Origin of the sequence: Enterobacter cloacae complex sp. P12RS, from assembly GCF_014895875.1 — a bacterium.
Lineage (GTDB): Bacteria > Pseudomonadota > Gammaproteobacteria > Enterobacterales > Enterobacteriaceae > Enterobacter > Enterobacter bugandensis.
The window spans coordinates 69,229-85,114 of sequence record NZ_JADBQO010000009.1; the positions used below are offsets into that span (position 1 = coordinate 69,229).

The following is a 15,886-nucleotide window of genomic DNA, read 5'->3' on the forward strand; positions in this document are numbered from 1 at the left end:
TATGGTTGTCTCTTATGAGCGAAAAGCGGAAGTTAAATGGTTAGACGTTAGCATCGACTTACATAGGTCTAACCCAATGTGGCAGCTTTATATTTGTAAAATGCTCTTCCTCAACGACAAACGCCAGGCTGTAACGAGCTCGGGTAATGGCCACGTACAGCTTGTTTCTAGATTCCTCCGTTTTATCTTTATCGAACACGTCAAGGTCGCCACCCAGATACTTGAGATGTTTCTCCGGTGAAATAATTAGTACGCGGTCAAAACCGAGACCTTTACAGGAGCCGAAAGTGTGACAGGTGATACCTGGTGGCAAATAGCCTTTTCCCATGGGCGATGACCATCGCAAAACTTGAGGCTTGAATATATTGAGATAATCGTTCACCTGAGATGGTTTTATGAGAAAACAGCCGCAGTGATGGGCCATCTCAGCAGGAACTTCTCCCACCTCTGATTGCGTTTGTTCATAAATACCGGGATGAATGGTATCCGCGAGATCGCAGATTTCCTGGATACATCTGCGATTCTTCGCCAGCGAGAACGGACTAAAATTGAGGTCTTTGAAGTATTGAATCTTTTGCTCAGGTGTTTCCGGTGCCTTGTGGCCGAACGTGGTCGTGTAAATAGTTTGACGAAAATCGCCTACACAGCAAATAGAGTTATGCATTGCCTTACTGAGTGCTTTGATAACGTCAAAATCCCATCCAACCAAATCCTGAACCTCATCAAAAAAGATCCTCTGATAAATCTCTTTCAATCTGCTAGCGGGGGCATTCTTTGTTGAAGCGGAGATTTTTGTTGCCAGCTTCGCCAGCAGTCCAGTGTAAGCTTTGGTTTTGCACGGCGTCAGATAATGAAGAGGATTCAGCGCCCCATTAATTTTTTCCCCTCTTTTGGAATGCCATTTCCTCGTACCAGGTATCAGGTGAGGGTTATGCTCGGTGAACATTGTAGAAGTGATTCGATCTGGAAACATGGCCGTTTGATAAGGTCTCACTAAGTCTTCTAGGTAAAATGAAAACAGGCCTTTCACAACAAAATCATCGCTGTGTTTGCCGTACAATTCCACAAAGCGAGAACGGAGCTCTGCCTGGTTGTTCATGGTGTAGGTGACGACCAATACGCGTCCGCCCGCCTTTATGACTTCAATGGCATCCTCAATGACTTTTTGGGTTTTTCCTGATCCTGCACCGGCAATCCAGAATTCATTAGGCAAAGTCGAACACCTCATCGAGGAAAGGTGGATACCTGAAATTCAGAGTGCCATCGAACAGCTTGATAGCTGAATCGACTTTGCGAGCGCCCTTACCGTTTCCCTGGACGCTTCGAAACCAATCGATCAGAAAGTCGCGTCTCTTATCTAAGTCGACTAATTTATCGTAGAGGTTAAACGTCTGTGTCGATAACACCACTTTGGCGAAAGCGTCCAGCGTAACCAAGTCGGTTGCATTGGCATATATCATCGCGGGTTCAAGCGAAAACTCCTCATTTTTGGCAGAGGAGATAAGCTTGATATTGGGATAGGCCGCATAATCGGCACGCACTTTCACGACGTTTTCTTCATAGTCGCCATCGTTATCTCTGAGGACGTTTATTCGGGTACCAATTTCCATACCTACGGAGATGAACGTATCAAACCCGACTCCGCGCACGACGATGATATCAATACCATCCTGCTCGGGCAGGCGGTTGTGCTTGCGGTGGTAAATCTTCTTGAGTACTAACTCGTCTGACGGTCCCTCGACAAGGATGACTTTGTGCGAGAGTGCCACGCGCAATGTGTCATAGCCCGGTAAGCGCTTTAAGGTTTTGACCACTGCAGGGGCAAGCTTATGCAGACGTTTGTATCCCGACTGAACCAGGCAGATTTTATCAATGCTCAGCTTGTTGAGCACATACGAGCTGTGAGTGGTAAGGAAGAGTTGTTTGTCGCCCCGCTGATTTTCAATGTAGTGAACCAGCTTATTGAGGTTAGTGTGAGAAAGGTGATTTTCGGGCTCCTCCATCATCACCAAATCGATATCCTTCGACTTGTTCTGAATCGCGAGCTTGATCTGCACATTACTCTGCTCACCCTTGCCAATGAACTGGAAAGGGACATCATCTACTTCAAGTTGAAGGCTGGTCTGAATAGAGCCCGCTGGTAAAGTGCTTGCGGCAATGGACAGCTTTTTTTCTGTGATCAAGTGGTCCGTATCCAGACCGGTATTGACTGTCCTGACCTCACCTGAGTTGTTAAAAACCTGCTGATTCTCACGATAATTGAGGGTCAGCTTAACCAGTTCCTCTTTCTTTAAAGCGGTATTAAGTATGGTAGAGATGTACTGATTCTTACCCAGAGTGGGGTGGATACGAGTTGGGTCGATGTATAACGCCCGGAATTTCTTCGCTACGGCTTTAACAGGATTCCATCCGAAATCCAGCCATTCCAGCTTGTAGAATTCGATCGGGATACTCGTAATGTGTGGGTTTGTCAGTAAGTGGTCGGCGTAAACGTCCTTGAGCGTGTCATCAAAGCGCACCAGCACCGTGATACCTTGAGCATCGGCTTTAAGGAAATTATTTGTACCCCGGTATTCAGGCACTCCCTCAATGAATGCTTCTATTGCCAAGACAGGCAAGTGCATGGCCGATTTATCAGAAGCCAAAAAAAGCTGCACTGCATCCTTATTAAAAATGTCTGGCGTAAACTCGCTGTTGAAGGGGCGGCCCCGATAGCTGTAATTCAGTACGATTTCCAGGGCTTCCAGAATAGTACTTTTACCGGCGTTGTTATCACCTACAAAGATATTTACGTCATCGTTGAATTCAAAATATTCATCTTTGAATTTCTTGAAATTGGTAAGCTTAATCGATTTAACCCGCACTCTAAGTCCCTCAAGATACTGTCAAATGATACCCCTTAAAGACATTAACTCACCGATATACCTGTGTCCACATGCAGGCTCGTTGTCCCCTTAAATCCTGCAGGCACTGAAGCGGTGGTCGACATAAATAGGCCAAGATATGAGAGCTGTTCTTGGACAACTTAAAGTCTGCTTTTGGCACAAAGTGTTACCAACGGTGCAAAACTGATCCACCCCAGCGGTTGAAAATTGATCCAGGGGTTAATCTGCTCCTCTGAATACAGGGGAGCTTATGATCACTTTTGAGATTCGTATGGAAATTAAAGTCCTGCACAAGCGGGGAATGAGTATCCGGGCCATTGCCAGGGAACTGGGTATTTCGCGCAATACTGTCCGCAGCCACCTGAAAGCCAAATCTGAAAAGCCGCAGTATTCACCACGCCCGACATCATCATCACTGCTCGATGAATACCGCGATTACATATCGAAGCGGATCAGCGATGCGCATCCCTACAAAATCCCGGCTACCGTTATTGCCAGGGAAATCATGGAGCTGGGTTATCGTGGAGGGCTGACTATCCTGAGAGAGTTCATCCGTTCGCAGACACTCCCCGTACAGGCAGAGCCGGTCGTTCGCTTCGAAACCGAGCCCGGACGGCAGATGCAGGTTGACTGGGGGACCATGCGAAACGGCAAGTCCCCCCTGCATGTGTTCGTTGCTGTTCTGGGGTACAGCAGAATGCTTTACATCGAGTTCACCGACAACATGCGCTACGACACGCTGGAAGCCTGTCATCGCAATGCGTTCAGCTTCTTCGGCGGTGTACCGCGGGAAGTTCTGTACGACAATATGAAAACGGTGGTGCTCCAGCGAGATGCTTATCAGACCGGACAGCACCGGTTCCATCCTTCCCTGTGGCAGTTCGGCAAAGAAATGGGCTTCTCTCCCCGGCTGTGCCGCCCCCTTCAGGGCACAGACTAAAGGCAAGGTGGAGCGAATGGTGCAGTACACCCGCAACAGCTTCTACATCCCGCTAATGACGCGCCTGCGCCCGATGGGGATCACCGTCGATGTTGAAACCGCAAACCGTTACGGCCTGCGCTGGCTGTACGATGTGGCCAATCAACGGAAGCATGAAACTATCCAGACCCGCCCCTGTGATCGCTGGGTGGAGGAACAGCAGTCCATGCTGGCACTGCCACCGGAGAAAAAACAGTATGACGTGCAGGTCGACGAAAGCCTGGTGACCTTCGACAGGCAGCCGTTGCATCATCCGCTGTCCATCTATGACACGTATTGCAGAGGAGCCGCATGATGGTCGAACTGCAACATCAACGGCTGATGGTGCTTGCCGAACAACTCCAGCTGGACAGTCTTATCGGCGCAGCACCGGCGCTGTCGCAACAGGCGGTGGAGCAGGAATGGAGCTACGTGGACTTCCTGGAGCACCTGTTACATGAGGAGAAACTGGCCCGGCATCAGCGTAAACAGGCGATGTACACACGGATGGCAGCCTTCCCGGCGGTAAAGACGTTCGAGGAATACGACTTCACCTTCGCCACCGGCGCACCTCAGAAGTAAATCCAGTCGCTGCGTTCCCTGAGCTTCATCGAACGTAACGAAAACATCGTGTTACTGGGCCCCTCGGGCGTGGGAAAAACACATCTGGCGATAGCCATGGGCTACGAAGCAGTACGGGCGGGCATCAAGGTTCGCTTCACAACAGCTGCGGACCTGCTGTTACAGCTGTCGACATCCCAGCGTCAGGGGCGTTACAAAACGACACTCAATCGCGGTGTTATGGCCCCAAAACTGCTCATCATCGACGAAATAGGTTATCTGCCGTTCAGTCAGGAGGAAGCCAAGCTGTTCTTCCAGGTCATCGCCAAACGTTATGAAAAGAGCGCGATGATCCTGACCTCTAACCTGCCGTTCGGGCAGTGGGACCAGACGTTCGCCGGTGATGCAGCCCTGACCTCGGCGATGCTGGATCGGATATTACATCACTCACACGTAGTCCAGATAAAAGGAGAGAGCTATCGGCTGAAGCAGAAACGAAAGGCCGGGGTTATAGCGGAAGCTAATCCTGAGTAAACAAGGTGGATCAATATTAGACCGTTGGTGGTGACGGTAAGTGGATCACTTTTTACCCGTTGTTGACACAAAGCGGACATCCCTCCCTCATGAGCTTTTACTGCCGTCAGTTAACCCAGTCTTCCGGCACCAGACCCGGCACCCGCTCAAACTCCCTCACATTATTCGTCACCAGAATGGCGCCGGCCGCAATGGCATGCCCGGCTATCGCCGTGTCGTTCAGACCGATCGGCGTTCCGGCGAGGCGCAGCGCCACCTTAATCTCCGTGTTCGCGTCCACCGCGGCGCGGTCCCCGGGCAGGATGCCGTCGAGGCGGGCGCAGAACGCGTCAACCAGCTGCACGTGGCGCGGGGAGGCCTTCAGACCGGTGGCGCCGAAGCGCATCTCGGAGTAAGTGGTAGCCGAGATCGCAGACAGCACGCAGTTCTGCGGACAGGTGAATTTCAATGAAATCCCGGGCAATATCAGGTTGCATCTGGAACTGTATGAACGTGCCATAGTGGGGAGCGTTTGCACTGTTTTTTCTTCATCAGCCCTGGCTCTGAAGAATGAGCCAGATATGCCATCACACCCCGGAAAAAGCTAACTTTAGCGGTGAACGAAAGTGCCATCCCTTCCGGGGCCCTGGTCATGCCGGTCTGTGTCTTACTGATCAAATAATGGGCGTAAGCTCAATAAATTCAATGGCATGCATTGTCCCATGAAAATGAAAAATTCAGTTCATCTTTAATTAAAATACCTTGATCGCTAAATAACGGGATAGACGGTTTGATTAATCGAGCCCTTGTAACAGCATCAACATCTACAGCATACAGTTTGAAACCCATTTTTTTGTAAAAAGCAATGGCACCCACGTTCTCATTTGTCGTTGTGAGTTTAATTTGAAACTTTCCCTGAGCCTCGGCATAGCGTTTGACTTCACCGATGAGAATACGACCAATCCCTTTCCGGGGTCTTAATGCATTCAGCGCAACAATTTCAATATATTTTTCGTTTTCTTTAAAAATGCAAAAACCGTGGACCTCATCATCTTTGCAGCACACAAATACAGGAAGCGATGGAAGAAAAAACTCTTCTCCATGCACAACCATTGAATCACCGCCGCAGTGCTCCAGGATGAGAGATGTTAAAGTTGAACATGAATTTCTTTTAAGAAGATGCGTCATTAACATAATCGTAACAACCCCTTAATATTTTAATTATTAATAATTGCGCTTCGAAATCAATAAAAAGCCTTATTGTTCAGTTAGATATAATATTTAAAAATAGCGATTAATTTTTCTTGCAGGAAACCATTACCTTTGCTAAATATTAAATACCTGTTAACAACTTGTTGTGAAACAGGGCGATTATATCAATTTACTTTCAAAAGGAATAGAGCAATGAAAAAAGACTTATGCTAAACCACGCTTAGTTCAAATCCGTCGCTCAGTATCTGCTGGCGGTCATTGATCTAAGAGAGAATAAGGGGTGTCTCCGGACACCCCTTATTTCGCATTGGTTATTCCCATCGATTAATAAAAGGATTTTGTCATGAAAGAGATTTTTTTTGTTATTTCAGACGGGGTTAAGTGGAAAGAAGTAAACGAATCTATCATTATTGAGCCAGATTACGCGCTGAACTCCACGGCGGCATTCGTTTTCAAAAAAATTAATGACGGGCTCAGTAATATGCAGATCGTTGACGCTTTATCACAGGAATATGATGCCGTCGTTTCCGATATAACGTCTGATGTTGAAAGTCTGATCCAGGAGATGCAGGAAGAAAAAATTATTGAAGATGTGACCTTGAGGAACTGAACATGCTCAGTCAAAAGGCCTGTATAAAATACAACGATTTTGTCCAAAAATATCAACGCCATATCTACCCGATGTTAGCGACAAGAATGCAGCGACTGTGCGCCGAATGTGATATCACAAGAGCTCTTGATCTGGGTATCGGTCCTGGCGATCTGAGCGTTTTTTTCGCGAAACAGAATGTCTGTCAGATTGATGGCTTAGATATAAACCCCAGCATGCTCGATCTGGCCAACATTAAAATCGCCTCTCTGGATTTGACCAATCGCGTAAAGTTGGTTCTGGGAGATGTGCATTCACTGCCTTTTCCTGATGCGTGCTTCGACCTGATTTTTTCCTACTCCTGTTTTCACCACTGGCAAGATCCTGTCCAGGCCCTGCGGGAGTGCGACCGCGTACTTATGGATGGCGGGGTGCTTTACTTAGTCGATACCTATCCGGATGTAAAAGCTCTACTTCCCCAATTTGAGCAACAGCTGGATGAATACTCTTACCGGGAAATTGTAAAAAAAGCGGTAGAAGAGAGTATTGAGATCTCGGCTATTGAGCATTTCCTGGCGTGCGCCAGCATGAATGCGTATGAACTTCAGCCTGTCGACTTTAGCGAAGAAGAGTTAGTGGCTGGCATTGACTACATCAATTACGATCATCAGCTCATCATTGACAGTCCACGACCAACATTGTGGGAGTTAATATACAGGAAGCCATATGTTAACCAACAGCGAAAAAAACTATTATAGATACAGTTCATGCTGGTATTTTATGGAAACAGCCAATGCCTATTTTCTGCCGTGGCTCATCGTCTTTTTAGGCGCGGGAATGATGGATAAAACGGCAGATGCGTTTTCAGTATTTTATATCTCCATTGTGATTGGGATTGTTGTGGCGGGATGTATCAGCCATATCATCAGTGCCAGAAGGTTAGCTATTTTTGGGTTTATCCTGCTCTCATTTGCTGTCATTTCACTTATTTTCAGTCCGCCTTCTGAGTTACCTATTTTCAACGTGTATGCGTATAGTCTGTTATTTGGTTTTGGAACGGGTTTTATTAAGCCTACATTGGACAGTATTCTCCCTGATATTAATTCTGGCAGAATAAAAAACATGACAATAAACACAACCACGTTGAACTATTTTTTTGGGCTGACGGGTACACTATTGTCTTACATCCTCATCACTGACAGCACAAAAACCTACCTGAGCATTGCGCTTTTACTCAGTGTGATGGGGCTCATTTTTCTTTTTAAGATCCCAGATAAAGTCAGTTCGGATGCGGTGAAGCCAAAATACATAAAGGTCATGCTGGATGCATTAAGAGAAATCGTTTCCAATAAAACGATATTACTGATGAGCATTACTTATTTTATGATTGGCGTATGTTCGATGGCGGTCTTTGTGGTCGGTGTTGCCCTGCACGTCAAGGAGTTAGATAATAGTAACAATTTTTATATTGCTGGCATGCAAATTGCCTGGTCATTAGGTGGGTTAGCCACCGGATTCTTTGTTTTACGTAAATTGAAGAGCACTAATCATAATAGTCTTTATATCATCGGCTGGTTAATTTGCAGCTGCGGCGTCATTTTCTTCGGCCTCAGTCAGACCCCCTATCTTTGTCTGGCTTCAGGAGTTTTATGGGGTGTAGGGACCAGCATCGGATTCTCAATGACCCGCCTGATTATCCAATCCAACACGGAAGATAAGTATAAAGGGGCGATTTTTTCATGCTTTATTCTTATAAGCTGCCTCGGTGCCGCAGTCGGCGCAAAATTATTAACCATCATTTCAGAGTCATATTCCGCGGGTATCGCGGTCGCGACAGATGGGATGATATTTGCTGTGGTTATGCTCTGCCTGTTTATGATGCTACGCATGGCAGAAAAACCCAATCTGCAGAGGACGTTCAGATGAATAATGTGGTCAGTGACAATGGACTTATATTTGGAGCGGACGGACTTCAGGGCTTTATTGAGAACTGCTGGCCGGATAAGAATTACCACGTGTCGCATGCGCAGTTAGACGACGTGCTCAGTTTTCTCAGCCTTCCCGACTCGTTTACCATTGACACGGTCATGCGGGACTACAAATCTCCGGTCATGTGTTACGGGAAGAAATTACTGGAGAGAACGGAAGGCTTGTCAGACCGCTTAATGGTCAATGCAAACAAGGCCGCGAAACTTTACGCAGAAGGTGCAGCACTGGAGTTCGATTTTGCTGATTTAGCCTATGAAAAATTGTATAGGATTGGAAAAAAACTCAAAAAAAACCTGTTATTACCAGAAAATGTTTTTCATAAGGCTATCATTTACGCCGCGCACAAACAGGGAGGACTCGTCCCCCATTTCGACTCCTACGTTAACTTTGTTTTCCAAATTCAGGGGGAGAAAAAATGGTACTTTATGCCCAATGAAAATGCCCTCCGGCCTCTAGAACATCTTGACTTAAAAGACTACCCCCATCTGTCGGCAGAAATGCGGCAGTACTGGCAGGGAGAGCCCCCGGCAAACTTCTTTGAACAGGCGACGGAAGTCGTCCTCAAACCTGGGAGCGTGTTATTTGTTCCCCGGGGATGGTGGCATGCTACCCGCTCTGACGTGGAGACCCTTGCGGTGAATCTCACGTATTCTGTGCCCTCAAAGGTGGAGGTGATCCTTGATGCTCTTAAAAAAGAAATGATTAAAGATCCAGCCCTACGTGAATATATAACCTGTGAGGATGTATATCATCCAGCGCAAATAAATGAGTCGGTTATACTTGCCATCAAAAATATCGCCACTGATAGTTACCAAAGAAGTCACGCCGATGTGTTTGATAATTATCAGGCTCTTAACTATGCCATCAGAAAATATATGAGTTATCTGTCATGATAGAAAATATTACGCCTGACGATTTTGACCCGCGCAGCGAAGCCATAATCTCTTATGCCGTAATGCTTATTGCGCTTGGCAGAAAATTTTCAATGACACCCGCTGATCTTTCACGGTGGGTTTTGGAAGAAGCAATGGCAAGAGGGTATGATCTTTTCTTATTTAATGGACATGCACCGACCCTTTCGGAATACGCCAGGCATTTTTCAGAGGGACGGAGGCTTCTTTACAGTGAAGTGAAAATGGTAGAAGACTCGCAGTCCATTTCAGTGATTTCTCGTTTATATATGACAGATAAAAAACATATCCCTGATGCTTTTTATCTGTATGACGTCGACATTGATGTCTATTATCGATATGTATCCGATCTTGCCTCTCATCATGCCGCGATATTTGGTATCCACATGGCTATTGAACATCGTGATGGAAAGGAAATTGCCACTTTCTTTAAAGGATAATAGAATATGTGCGGAATCGTAGGGTATTATTCAAAGCACCCCGCCGGGCATGAGCGGGCATTATGGGAGTCGGCACGTAAACTTCAGTTTAGAGGTCCCGATGAAACAACCCATTATAACAATGAGGGGTTCTCTGTTGTTTTCAACCGCCTGGCTATTGTTTCACAACACAACGGATCGCAACCGTTATTGAATCAAAATGGTACCGTAATTTGCTTCGCGAATGCTGAAATATATAATCATCTGGATTTAAGGGACCGTTATTCCGATTATTTTTATCAAAATGATTCTGACTGTGCGGTGATCCCGACGCTCTACCACTACTTTGGGGATCAATTTGCCGGTCACCTGGAAGGTATGTTTTCCATCGTTATTTATGACAAGCAACGAAATGAAATCTCACTGATTCGCGATCCGCTTGGTATCAAACCCCTGTTCTACAGGGTGGATGAAGAGGGTGATATTTTCTTTTCATCTGAAGCAAAGGGAGTATTGCCGTTTTTACCGGACAAGAATATTGATTATGCTGAAATGCTCAATGACCCGTGGTTGCGCGGCGATGTTGGCTATGACGCCTTAAAATACCGTAACGTCTTTGCACGGGTCAAATCAGTCCCTCCGGGAAGCATAGTGAAATACAATGTGTCCACCGGAGGCATTGTGGTTGTCCGTTACTGTGCCGGCACACCGGAGAACATGCCACCGTTGACAACGCCGTCGAGTTTCATAGCCGAATTCTCGAGGGCTTTTGAGGCCAGTTGCCGACAGCAGCTCTCGCCATCCGGCCGGACAGGCATCTTGCTTAGCGGGGGGATCGATTCTATAGGCGTGCTGGCCGCCCTGAAGGATGCCAACGTGGTCGCATATACGCTTGTCTCGCCCGGTACCGAAGAATCAGGAGACGTCAGCGGAGCCATCGCAGCAGCCGAACAGTTCGGTGTTCCGCTACATAAGGTTTATGTCGACTCGCAAATGACGGTTCTGCCGGAGGACTGGAAAACTCTTCTGTGGGCGAGTGAAAGCCCCTACTTTGGCGCAGAACAGATCTATAAGGCTTGCATCTACTCTTACATCAAAGCACATACGCCGGATGTTCGCGTGGTGCTGTCTGGTAACGGCAGCGATGAGTTGTTTGGGGGATATACTCAGTCGTTTGTCTTTGACGAAGAAGATCCATGGCAGAGCGTCGAAGAGTCGCTGCGGTATCTGAAAGAAAAATACGATCTGGAATCACCCGGATGTATGCACCTTAAAGCCTGGCAGGAACTGAGTGACTATAAACTCTTTGACTCGGCGTTCGTCTCATCCGAAAGCCATCTCGGCAATGAAGACTACTGGTCTTTTTATCAAAAATTAAAACGCCGCGACCTTCATGACTATAACTTACATAATGAGGATCGCATCTCTTCCCTCTTTTCACTTGAGAACCGCGTTCCCTTTCTTTCTAAGACCCTGATCACCTTGTCTGAAAGCATTCCTGACGCGTTACGGGCCACTCTGCTGCTGGATAAAACGATTGTGAGAAAAGGTCTCCTGCCCGCTGTAGGTGAATCGCTTGCCAGCCGAAAAAAAGTGCCGTTCTTTCATGGTGAATCTTCGGGCTTCACCGCTGGTATGCTGTACCGGAGCCTTGCTGGCAACGATTTTGCACTGGTGCATGAAGCCTGCAGCGCGACCATCGAGGGACATCGTTTTCTCGAACCTGAGGGGATAATTGCGCAGCTCCAGTCTTTCTATGAAGACGCAGATCTCATTGGCCTGATCAACCTTTCCCGGCTCATCAACATCGGGTTACTCAGCCAGCTCGCGAAGGCAGACCCTGAGCTCAACGGATTTACGTTTGCTTCTGCCTGACGTAACGCGATGTCCGGTTCACCCCGGACGTTGCAGACCTGACAGGCTATGATGCCACAGGCCATCGCCAGGGATGGCCTTTCTCATGCAGCAACATCAGAACTGCATCCGGTCAAGTGGTGGAATCCTAGTAAGCGTCATCTCAGCTCCGTCTGACAGATCCTGAAATTCCTGAGAGGATAGTGCCCACCAAATATGGTGGGCACTATCCATGAAATCATTAAACGCAGTGTGTAAAAATCCCTAAAAGAGCAATGACTTCGGTCCGATACGGTTTTCATCATTTCCTCCTGGCCGACCGGCCTTAATAACTATGTTCAGTATATGCAGATGTAGATACCAGGTATATGGATGTGTAATACATATGATAACTTGTCTCTTTTCACGGTCAGATCCGAAAAAAGGCAAAGTCGGATCATGTCGAAATCTGCAAAAAAGAAAAAACCGTCTTATATGAGGACAATCCGGCTATCTCTTCAGGTTCATAAAGGTGAGTGTCTTAACTGGCGTCAGGACATAATGAAGAGTTAGGGAGGGCCGCTGCTGAAGTTTCTTTTTTGCGCAGTTGCAACAGCACAGTATCAACTGCAGCAGGTCCCGTTATCATTAAGCTGCCTGATTACGAGCTCAGTCTGAAGATCTTTCCTGGAATTTTCTGGTGGAAAGACGGGCGCGGATACGCCGTACAGGAAGGGTGTCCCACAGGTTCAGGACCGTCGCCAGAGCGATATACAATAGATTGACTCCCCACATCCAGACGGCAGGGTCGAGCCTGCCTTTACCTGCACTGGATTTCAGCGTCGTTTGCAGCAGAAAAAAGATCAGGTAGAGCAGCATCGCCGGCAGCATCGAGAGTACGCGTCCCTGACGCGGATTAACGACGCTGAGAGGCACCACCAGTAGCGCCATGATAAATACCGTTATCACAAGCGTTATACGCCAGTGAAGATCTGCACGGGCACGCTCGCTGCCCACATTCCACAGGGTACGTATATCCATCTGTTCGGTGTCGTTCAGATCCGCAGTAACGTTCTTTCTCCCGATAGTTGCCTGATAATTATTGAAATCAGTGATACGGAAGTCACGATGTGTGGCGGTTCCCTCAAAGCGTGTGCCCTTATTCAGCGTTACAATTTGGGAACCATCTTTATGCCGGGAAAGCTGGCCTGAATCGGCCACAACAACGGAAGAGCGAGCATTCCCTTTTGGCCGTAGCTGAGCCAGAAATACGCCCTGGAATTCAGAACCCTCTACGGATTCAATAAACAACACTGAGTTACCATCTGAAGACGGCTGAAACTTCCCCTGAGCCAGTGCGGCCACGCCCGGATTGGCCTTCGCCTCAGCCAGCACAGCATCCTGCTGGCGGGAAGACCACGGCCCCACCCACATTACGTTGACTGCTGCGACGGTATGCTAATCGGCACGATTGCCGCATTGCTGGGTGTGGGTGGCAGCGTAATGACGGTGCCGTTGTTGCGGCGACACGGTCATACGATGCGAGAGTGTATTAGCGCGGCCAACCCGCTTTCCCTGCCGGTGGCGTTGTGCGGTGCGGTGACCTATGCGATAAGCGGTTGGCACAAAATTTCGGCAGGCGGTTTTGTGGGTTTTATCAGCCTGAAGATTCTGGGCATGCTCCTGGTGGCTGGCTGGGCGGGTATAGTATTTAGCCGCCGGGTGTTCCCCGCCGTCCCTGATGTCTGGCACGCGAGAATCTACGTGATGCTGTTGTGCATGGTACTGGTGGCTATGTTGCTTTAAGCAAATCCTGCTTTGCAAATTTAGTTGCTTTTACAGCGGCAATATCTGCATGAACGTCCGTTTCTGGCACAAAGTGGAGGGCCGCAGTCAAGGTCCGCTTAGAGCGAAAAGCGGACATCTTAATTGTTTTTTTTTGCTACTACCTCTATGTAGACATGTTATATGGCTACATTTATACAGAAGTAAGGATTAGTCTTTTCCCGGACCATAATTAAATTTTGTACCTTTGCCAATGGCATAAAACTGTCCACCAGCTACGTAATGGACAGTACGTAATTCATCAGGCGCATCATCAAAAATCCAGTGCCCATTTCTGAAAACGCGGTCATCACTCCATGCTCCGACAATTTCCCCCAAGAACAAGTTGTGCTGCTTTTCATTTTCTTCATTGGGTATGACCTTACATACTAACCAGCCAGCGCAACCTTCAACTAGAGGCAGATCAAACTCTTTCTGATAAAATAGTGGGATTTTACTATTTTTATCTGGTGTGTCGGAATAACTGTGGCCTCCAGCATATAAAACCATTTCCATCTGATTTACTACTGGGATCTGGACAGCGTAATATCCGCTTTTTTCTACAAGCCCGCGAGTAAATGCCTGTGGACCTATAAAAGCCATCACTTTGTTATTGCCTACTAATCCCACCCAGGCCGCTGCCATGACATTTTCAATGCCATCATTTTTAGCCGATATCATCGTGGTTGGCCCGACCTGTAATAAACGATAGGCTTTGTTTAACTCTACTGGTTGAATTGACATAATTTACTCTTTTGAGTTCTGATAAAAAGTAAGACAGGTTACTTATTTGATTGTTCGATTATATGGCTGGAATAGTTGCAAATTAATTGCTATTATCAAAATACATTATTGCAAATTTCACAATAATCATGAACAAACTTGATGCACTAAAATTTTTCATCATCGCCTCTGAGACCTTGAACTTCCGCGAAGCAGCCATCAAACTGTCGGTTTCACCATCAGTAGTAACCCGAACAGTCGCTGAGTTGGAGAAACAACTTGGTGAACCTTTATTCAAACGCAATACTCGTTCGATCTTTCTCACCAGTTTCGGCGAACTATTTTTACCCCAAGCGAAGCGACTGCTGGAAGATTCTGAAAAATTATTTCAGATGGCGAAAGATGATAATGAAATGAAAGGTATTGTTCGCATCACATTACTTCGATTTCCAAATCATGAACAAATCTTGTATGAACTCTTGACTGCACTACGCCCCTATCCTGATTTATTTATTGACTGGCGTTTAGATATGATGAAACTTGATACTATTGAGCATCGTATCGATATAGGTATACGCGTAGGGCGAGAACCTAATCCAAACTTTATCATTAAAAACATCGGACAAGTTGAACATATTTTGGTTGCATCCCCTGAACTTATTGAGCGTCTGGGAGCACCTACTGATTTAGAAGATCTTCGACAGCGTTATCCATTTAGTGGTTTAATTAATCCTGAGACAGGAAAATCATTTGAGTTTATGAGTGACGCAGTGAATACTTTTGTCCCTCGTCATATTGAGTTTTATACTACAGACCCATACGCCGAAATTCAGGCTGCATTGGCCGGAAAAACGGTTGTACAATCCAGCGATTTTATCTGTAGGGAGTACTTAGCAAGCGGCCAACTTGTTCCCCCACTGCCAGAGCTCCGACAGGAGAAATGGCAACTTTATTTATATCGACCTTACCAGCTGATTACTCCCAAAAGGGTGACGGTCGTTTTCTCGCTATTAGAAAAAATATTACGCAAATATTTCACATCAAAATAATATTCTCCTCAACGTCTGCTGCTGGCACAGAGCGGACATTCATATTCATCTCCCTTCCTCTCTATCGGCCCTCCTCCACTCTCAGGTATGAATGCGTTTATCATTTTGTTTAGAAAAGCGATGGGCAGCACGGCCGCCCATTACTTTGCCGAATGGAAAAACAGCGGCCGTTAGCCCGGCCCCTCGCTCCCCGCTGCCAGCAGCGGCACCACCACGTCGCTGATGGGCACCGCAATGCCGTGTTTGCGGCCGTAGCGCTGGATGACGCCGTTGCGGATATCCCACTCCATCGGGCGATCCGCCTGACGGTCGGCCAGGAATGACAGCATAAAAGATCTGCACTGGCAGCTAACCAGACGGCTATATAAGCATCGGAAGTAGGATTTTCTGCTTAACCTCTTTAACCGTTTCAGGCATGTC

12 protein-coding genes and 6 pseudogenes are annotated in these 15,886 nt (G+C 47.1%); 11 read left to right on the forward strand and 7 right to left on the reverse strand.

Annotated elements, in window-relative coordinates:
• Positions 1–58 precede the first annotated feature (58 nt).
• A complete protein-coding gene (locus tag IM284_RS06975; RefSeq protein ID WP_047367672.1) occupies positions 59–1,213 on the reverse strand; it encodes a UvrD-helicase domain-containing protein in 1,155 nt (384 codons plus the stop codon).
• A complete protein-coding gene (locus IM284_RS06980) occupies positions 1,206–2,864 on the reverse strand; it encodes an ATP-dependent endonuclease (RefSeq protein ID WP_047367671.1) in 1,659 nt (552 codons plus the stop codon). Before IM284_RS06980 ends, IM284_RS06975 begins: the two co-directional genes overlap by 8 nt.
• A gap of 271 nt (positions 2,865–3,135) precedes the next feature.
• Between IM284_RS06980 and istA the strand changes: the two are divergent.
• Positions 3,136–4,159 (forward strand): annotated as a pseudogene (gene istA / locus IM284_RS06985) (IS21 family transposase).
• A pseudogene (istB, locus tag IM284_RS06990) lies at positions 4,156–4,938 on the forward strand (IS21-like element ISSen3 family helper ATPase IstB). Before istA ends, istB begins: the two co-directional pseudogenes overlap by 4 nt.
• A gap of 106 nt (positions 4,939–5,044) precedes the next feature.
• Here the strand turns inward: istB and IM284_RS23310 are convergent.
• Together IM284_RS23310 and IM284_RS07005 are read right to left on the reverse strand one after the other, a co-directional pair.
• Positions 5,045–5,386, reverse strand: a complete 342-nt coding sequence (locus IM284_RS23310) for a PIN domain-containing protein (protein ID WP_370552117.1) — start codon at positions 5,384–5,386, stop codon at positions 5,045–5,047.
• 233 nt (positions 5,387–5,619) lie between these two features.
• Positions 5,620–6,111 (reverse strand): GNAT family N-acetyltransferase, encoded by a 492-nt coding sequence (locus tag IM284_RS07005; protein WP_082131801.1) that lies wholly within the window; start codon positions 6,109–6,111, stop codon positions 5,620–5,622.
• A 361-nt stretch (positions 6,112–6,472) separates the two neighbouring features.
• On the opposite strand from IM284_RS07005, the gene IM284_RS07010 reads away from it, so the two are divergent.
• From IM284_RS07010 to IM284_RS23315, 7 genes and pseudogenes are all read left to right on the forward strand, one after another.
• Positions 6,473–6,739, forward strand: a complete 267-nt coding sequence (locus tag IM284_RS07010) for a PqqD family protein (RefSeq protein WP_047367664.1) — start codon at positions 6,473–6,475, stop codon at positions 6,737–6,739.
• A gap of 2 nt (positions 6,740–6,741) precedes the next feature.
• Positions 6,742–7,476 carry a class I SAM-dependent methyltransferase gene (locus tag IM284_RS07015; protein WP_052954312.1) on the forward strand — a complete coding sequence of 245 codons (735 nt, stop codon included), beginning with the start codon at positions 6,742–6,744 and terminating at the stop codon, positions 7,474–7,476.
• The gene (locus IM284_RS07020; protein ID WP_082131800.1) at positions 7,445–8,644 is read left to right on the forward strand and encodes an MFS transporter; all 1,200 of its coding nucleotides are present in this window, start codon (positions 7,445–7,447) and stop codon (positions 8,642–8,644) included. Before IM284_RS07015 ends, IM284_RS07020 begins: the two co-directional genes overlap by 32 nt.
• Positions 8,641–9,600, forward strand: coding sequence for a JmjC domain-containing protein (locus IM284_RS07025; RefSeq protein ID WP_052954311.1), 960 nt, complete (start codon positions 8,641–8,643; stop codon positions 9,598–9,600). Before IM284_RS07020 ends, IM284_RS07025 begins: the two co-directional genes overlap by 4 nt.
• The gene (locus tag IM284_RS07030) at positions 9,597–10,058 is read left to right on the forward strand and encodes a hypothetical protein (protein WP_047367662.1); all 462 of its coding nucleotides are present in this window, start codon (positions 9,597–9,599) and stop codon (positions 10,056–10,058) included. The genes IM284_RS07025 and IM284_RS07030 overlap by 4 nt, the downstream gene beginning before the upstream one ends.
• Before the next feature lie 6 nt (positions 10,059–10,064).
• The gene (locus IM284_RS07035) at positions 10,065–11,912 is read left to right on the forward strand and encodes an asparagine synthetase B (RefSeq protein WP_047367661.1); all 1,848 of its coding nucleotides are present in this window, start codon (positions 10,065–10,067) and stop codon (positions 11,910–11,912) included.
• A 279-nt stretch (positions 11,913–12,191) separates the two neighbouring features.
• Positions 12,192–12,330, forward strand: a pseudogene (locus IM284_RS23315) (hypothetical protein); the annotation flags it as partial.
• 209 nt (positions 12,331–12,539) lie between these two features.
• Here IM284_RS23315 and lptF read toward each other — a convergent pair.
• Positions 12,540–13,322: pseudogene (gene lptF / locus IM284_RS07040) on the reverse strand (LPS export ABC transporter permease LptF); the annotation flags it as partial.
• Here lptF and IM284_RS07045 point away from each other — a divergent pair.
• Positions 13,323–13,676: pseudogene (locus IM284_RS07045) on the forward strand (TSUP family transporter); the annotation flags it as partial. It abuts the pseudogene before it with no gap.
• Positions 13,677–13,865: 189 nt separating this feature from the next.
• Here IM284_RS07045 and IM284_RS07050 read toward each other — a convergent pair.
• Complete coding sequence (locus tag IM284_RS07050) at positions 13,866–14,438, reverse strand: flavin reductase family protein (protein ID WP_028012260.1); 573 nt, start codon at positions 14,436–14,438, stop codon at positions 13,866–13,868.
• A 128-nt stretch (positions 14,439–14,566) separates the two neighbouring features.
• On the opposite strand from IM284_RS07050, the gene IM284_RS07055 reads away from it, so the two are divergent.
• On the forward strand, positions 14,567–15,466 hold the full coding sequence (locus tag IM284_RS07055; RefSeq protein WP_047367767.1) for a LysR family transcriptional regulator: 900 nt from the start codon (positions 14,567–14,569) through the stop codon (positions 15,464–15,466).
• A 170-nt stretch (positions 15,467–15,636) separates the two neighbouring features.
• Here IM284_RS07055 and IM284_RS07060 read toward each other — a convergent pair.
• A pseudogene (locus IM284_RS07060) lies at positions 15,637–15,789 on the reverse strand (ketopantoate reductase C-terminal domain-containing protein); the annotation flags it as partial.
• Positions 15,790–15,886: the final 97 nt, after the last annotated feature.

What these genes read in the sequence shown, in the direction of transcription:
- IM284_RS07015 (WP_052954312.1), top strand. Translation starts at nt 6,742, where the DNA reads ATGCTCAGTCAAAAGGCCTGTATAAAATACAACGATTTTGTCCAAAAA.
- IM284_RS07025 (WP_052954311.1), top strand. Translation starts at nt 8,641, where the DNA reads ATGAATAATGTGGTCAGTGACAATGGACTTATATTTGGAGCGGACGGA.
- IM284_RS07035 (WP_047367661.1), top strand. Translation starts at nt 10,065, where the DNA reads ATGTGCGGAATCGTAGGGTATTATTCAAAGCACCCCGCCGGGCATGAG.
- IM284_RS07010 (WP_047367664.1), top strand. Translation starts at nt 6,473, where the DNA reads ATGAAAGAGATTTTTTTTGTTATTTCAGACGGGGTTAAGTGGAAAGAA.
- IM284_RS07020 (WP_082131800.1), top strand. Translation starts at nt 7,445, where the DNA reads ATGTTAACCAACAGCGAAAAAAACTATTATAGATACAGTTCATGCTGG.
- IM284_RS07055 (WP_047367767.1), top strand. Translation starts at nt 14,567, where the DNA reads ATGAACAAACTTGATGCACTAAAATTTTTCATCATCGCCTCTGAGACC.
- IM284_RS07005 (WP_082131801.1), bottom strand. Translation starts at nt 6,111, where the DNA reads ATGTTAATGACGCATCTTCTTAAAAGAAATTCATGTTCAACTTTAACA.
- IM284_RS07030 (WP_047367662.1), top strand. Translation starts at nt 9,597, where the DNA reads ATGATAGAAAATATTACGCCTGACGATTTTGACCCGCGCAGCGAAGCC.
- IM284_RS07050 (WP_028012260.1), bottom strand. Translation starts at nt 14,438, where the DNA reads ATGTCAATTCAACCAGTAGAGTTAAACAAAGCCTATCGTTTATTACAG.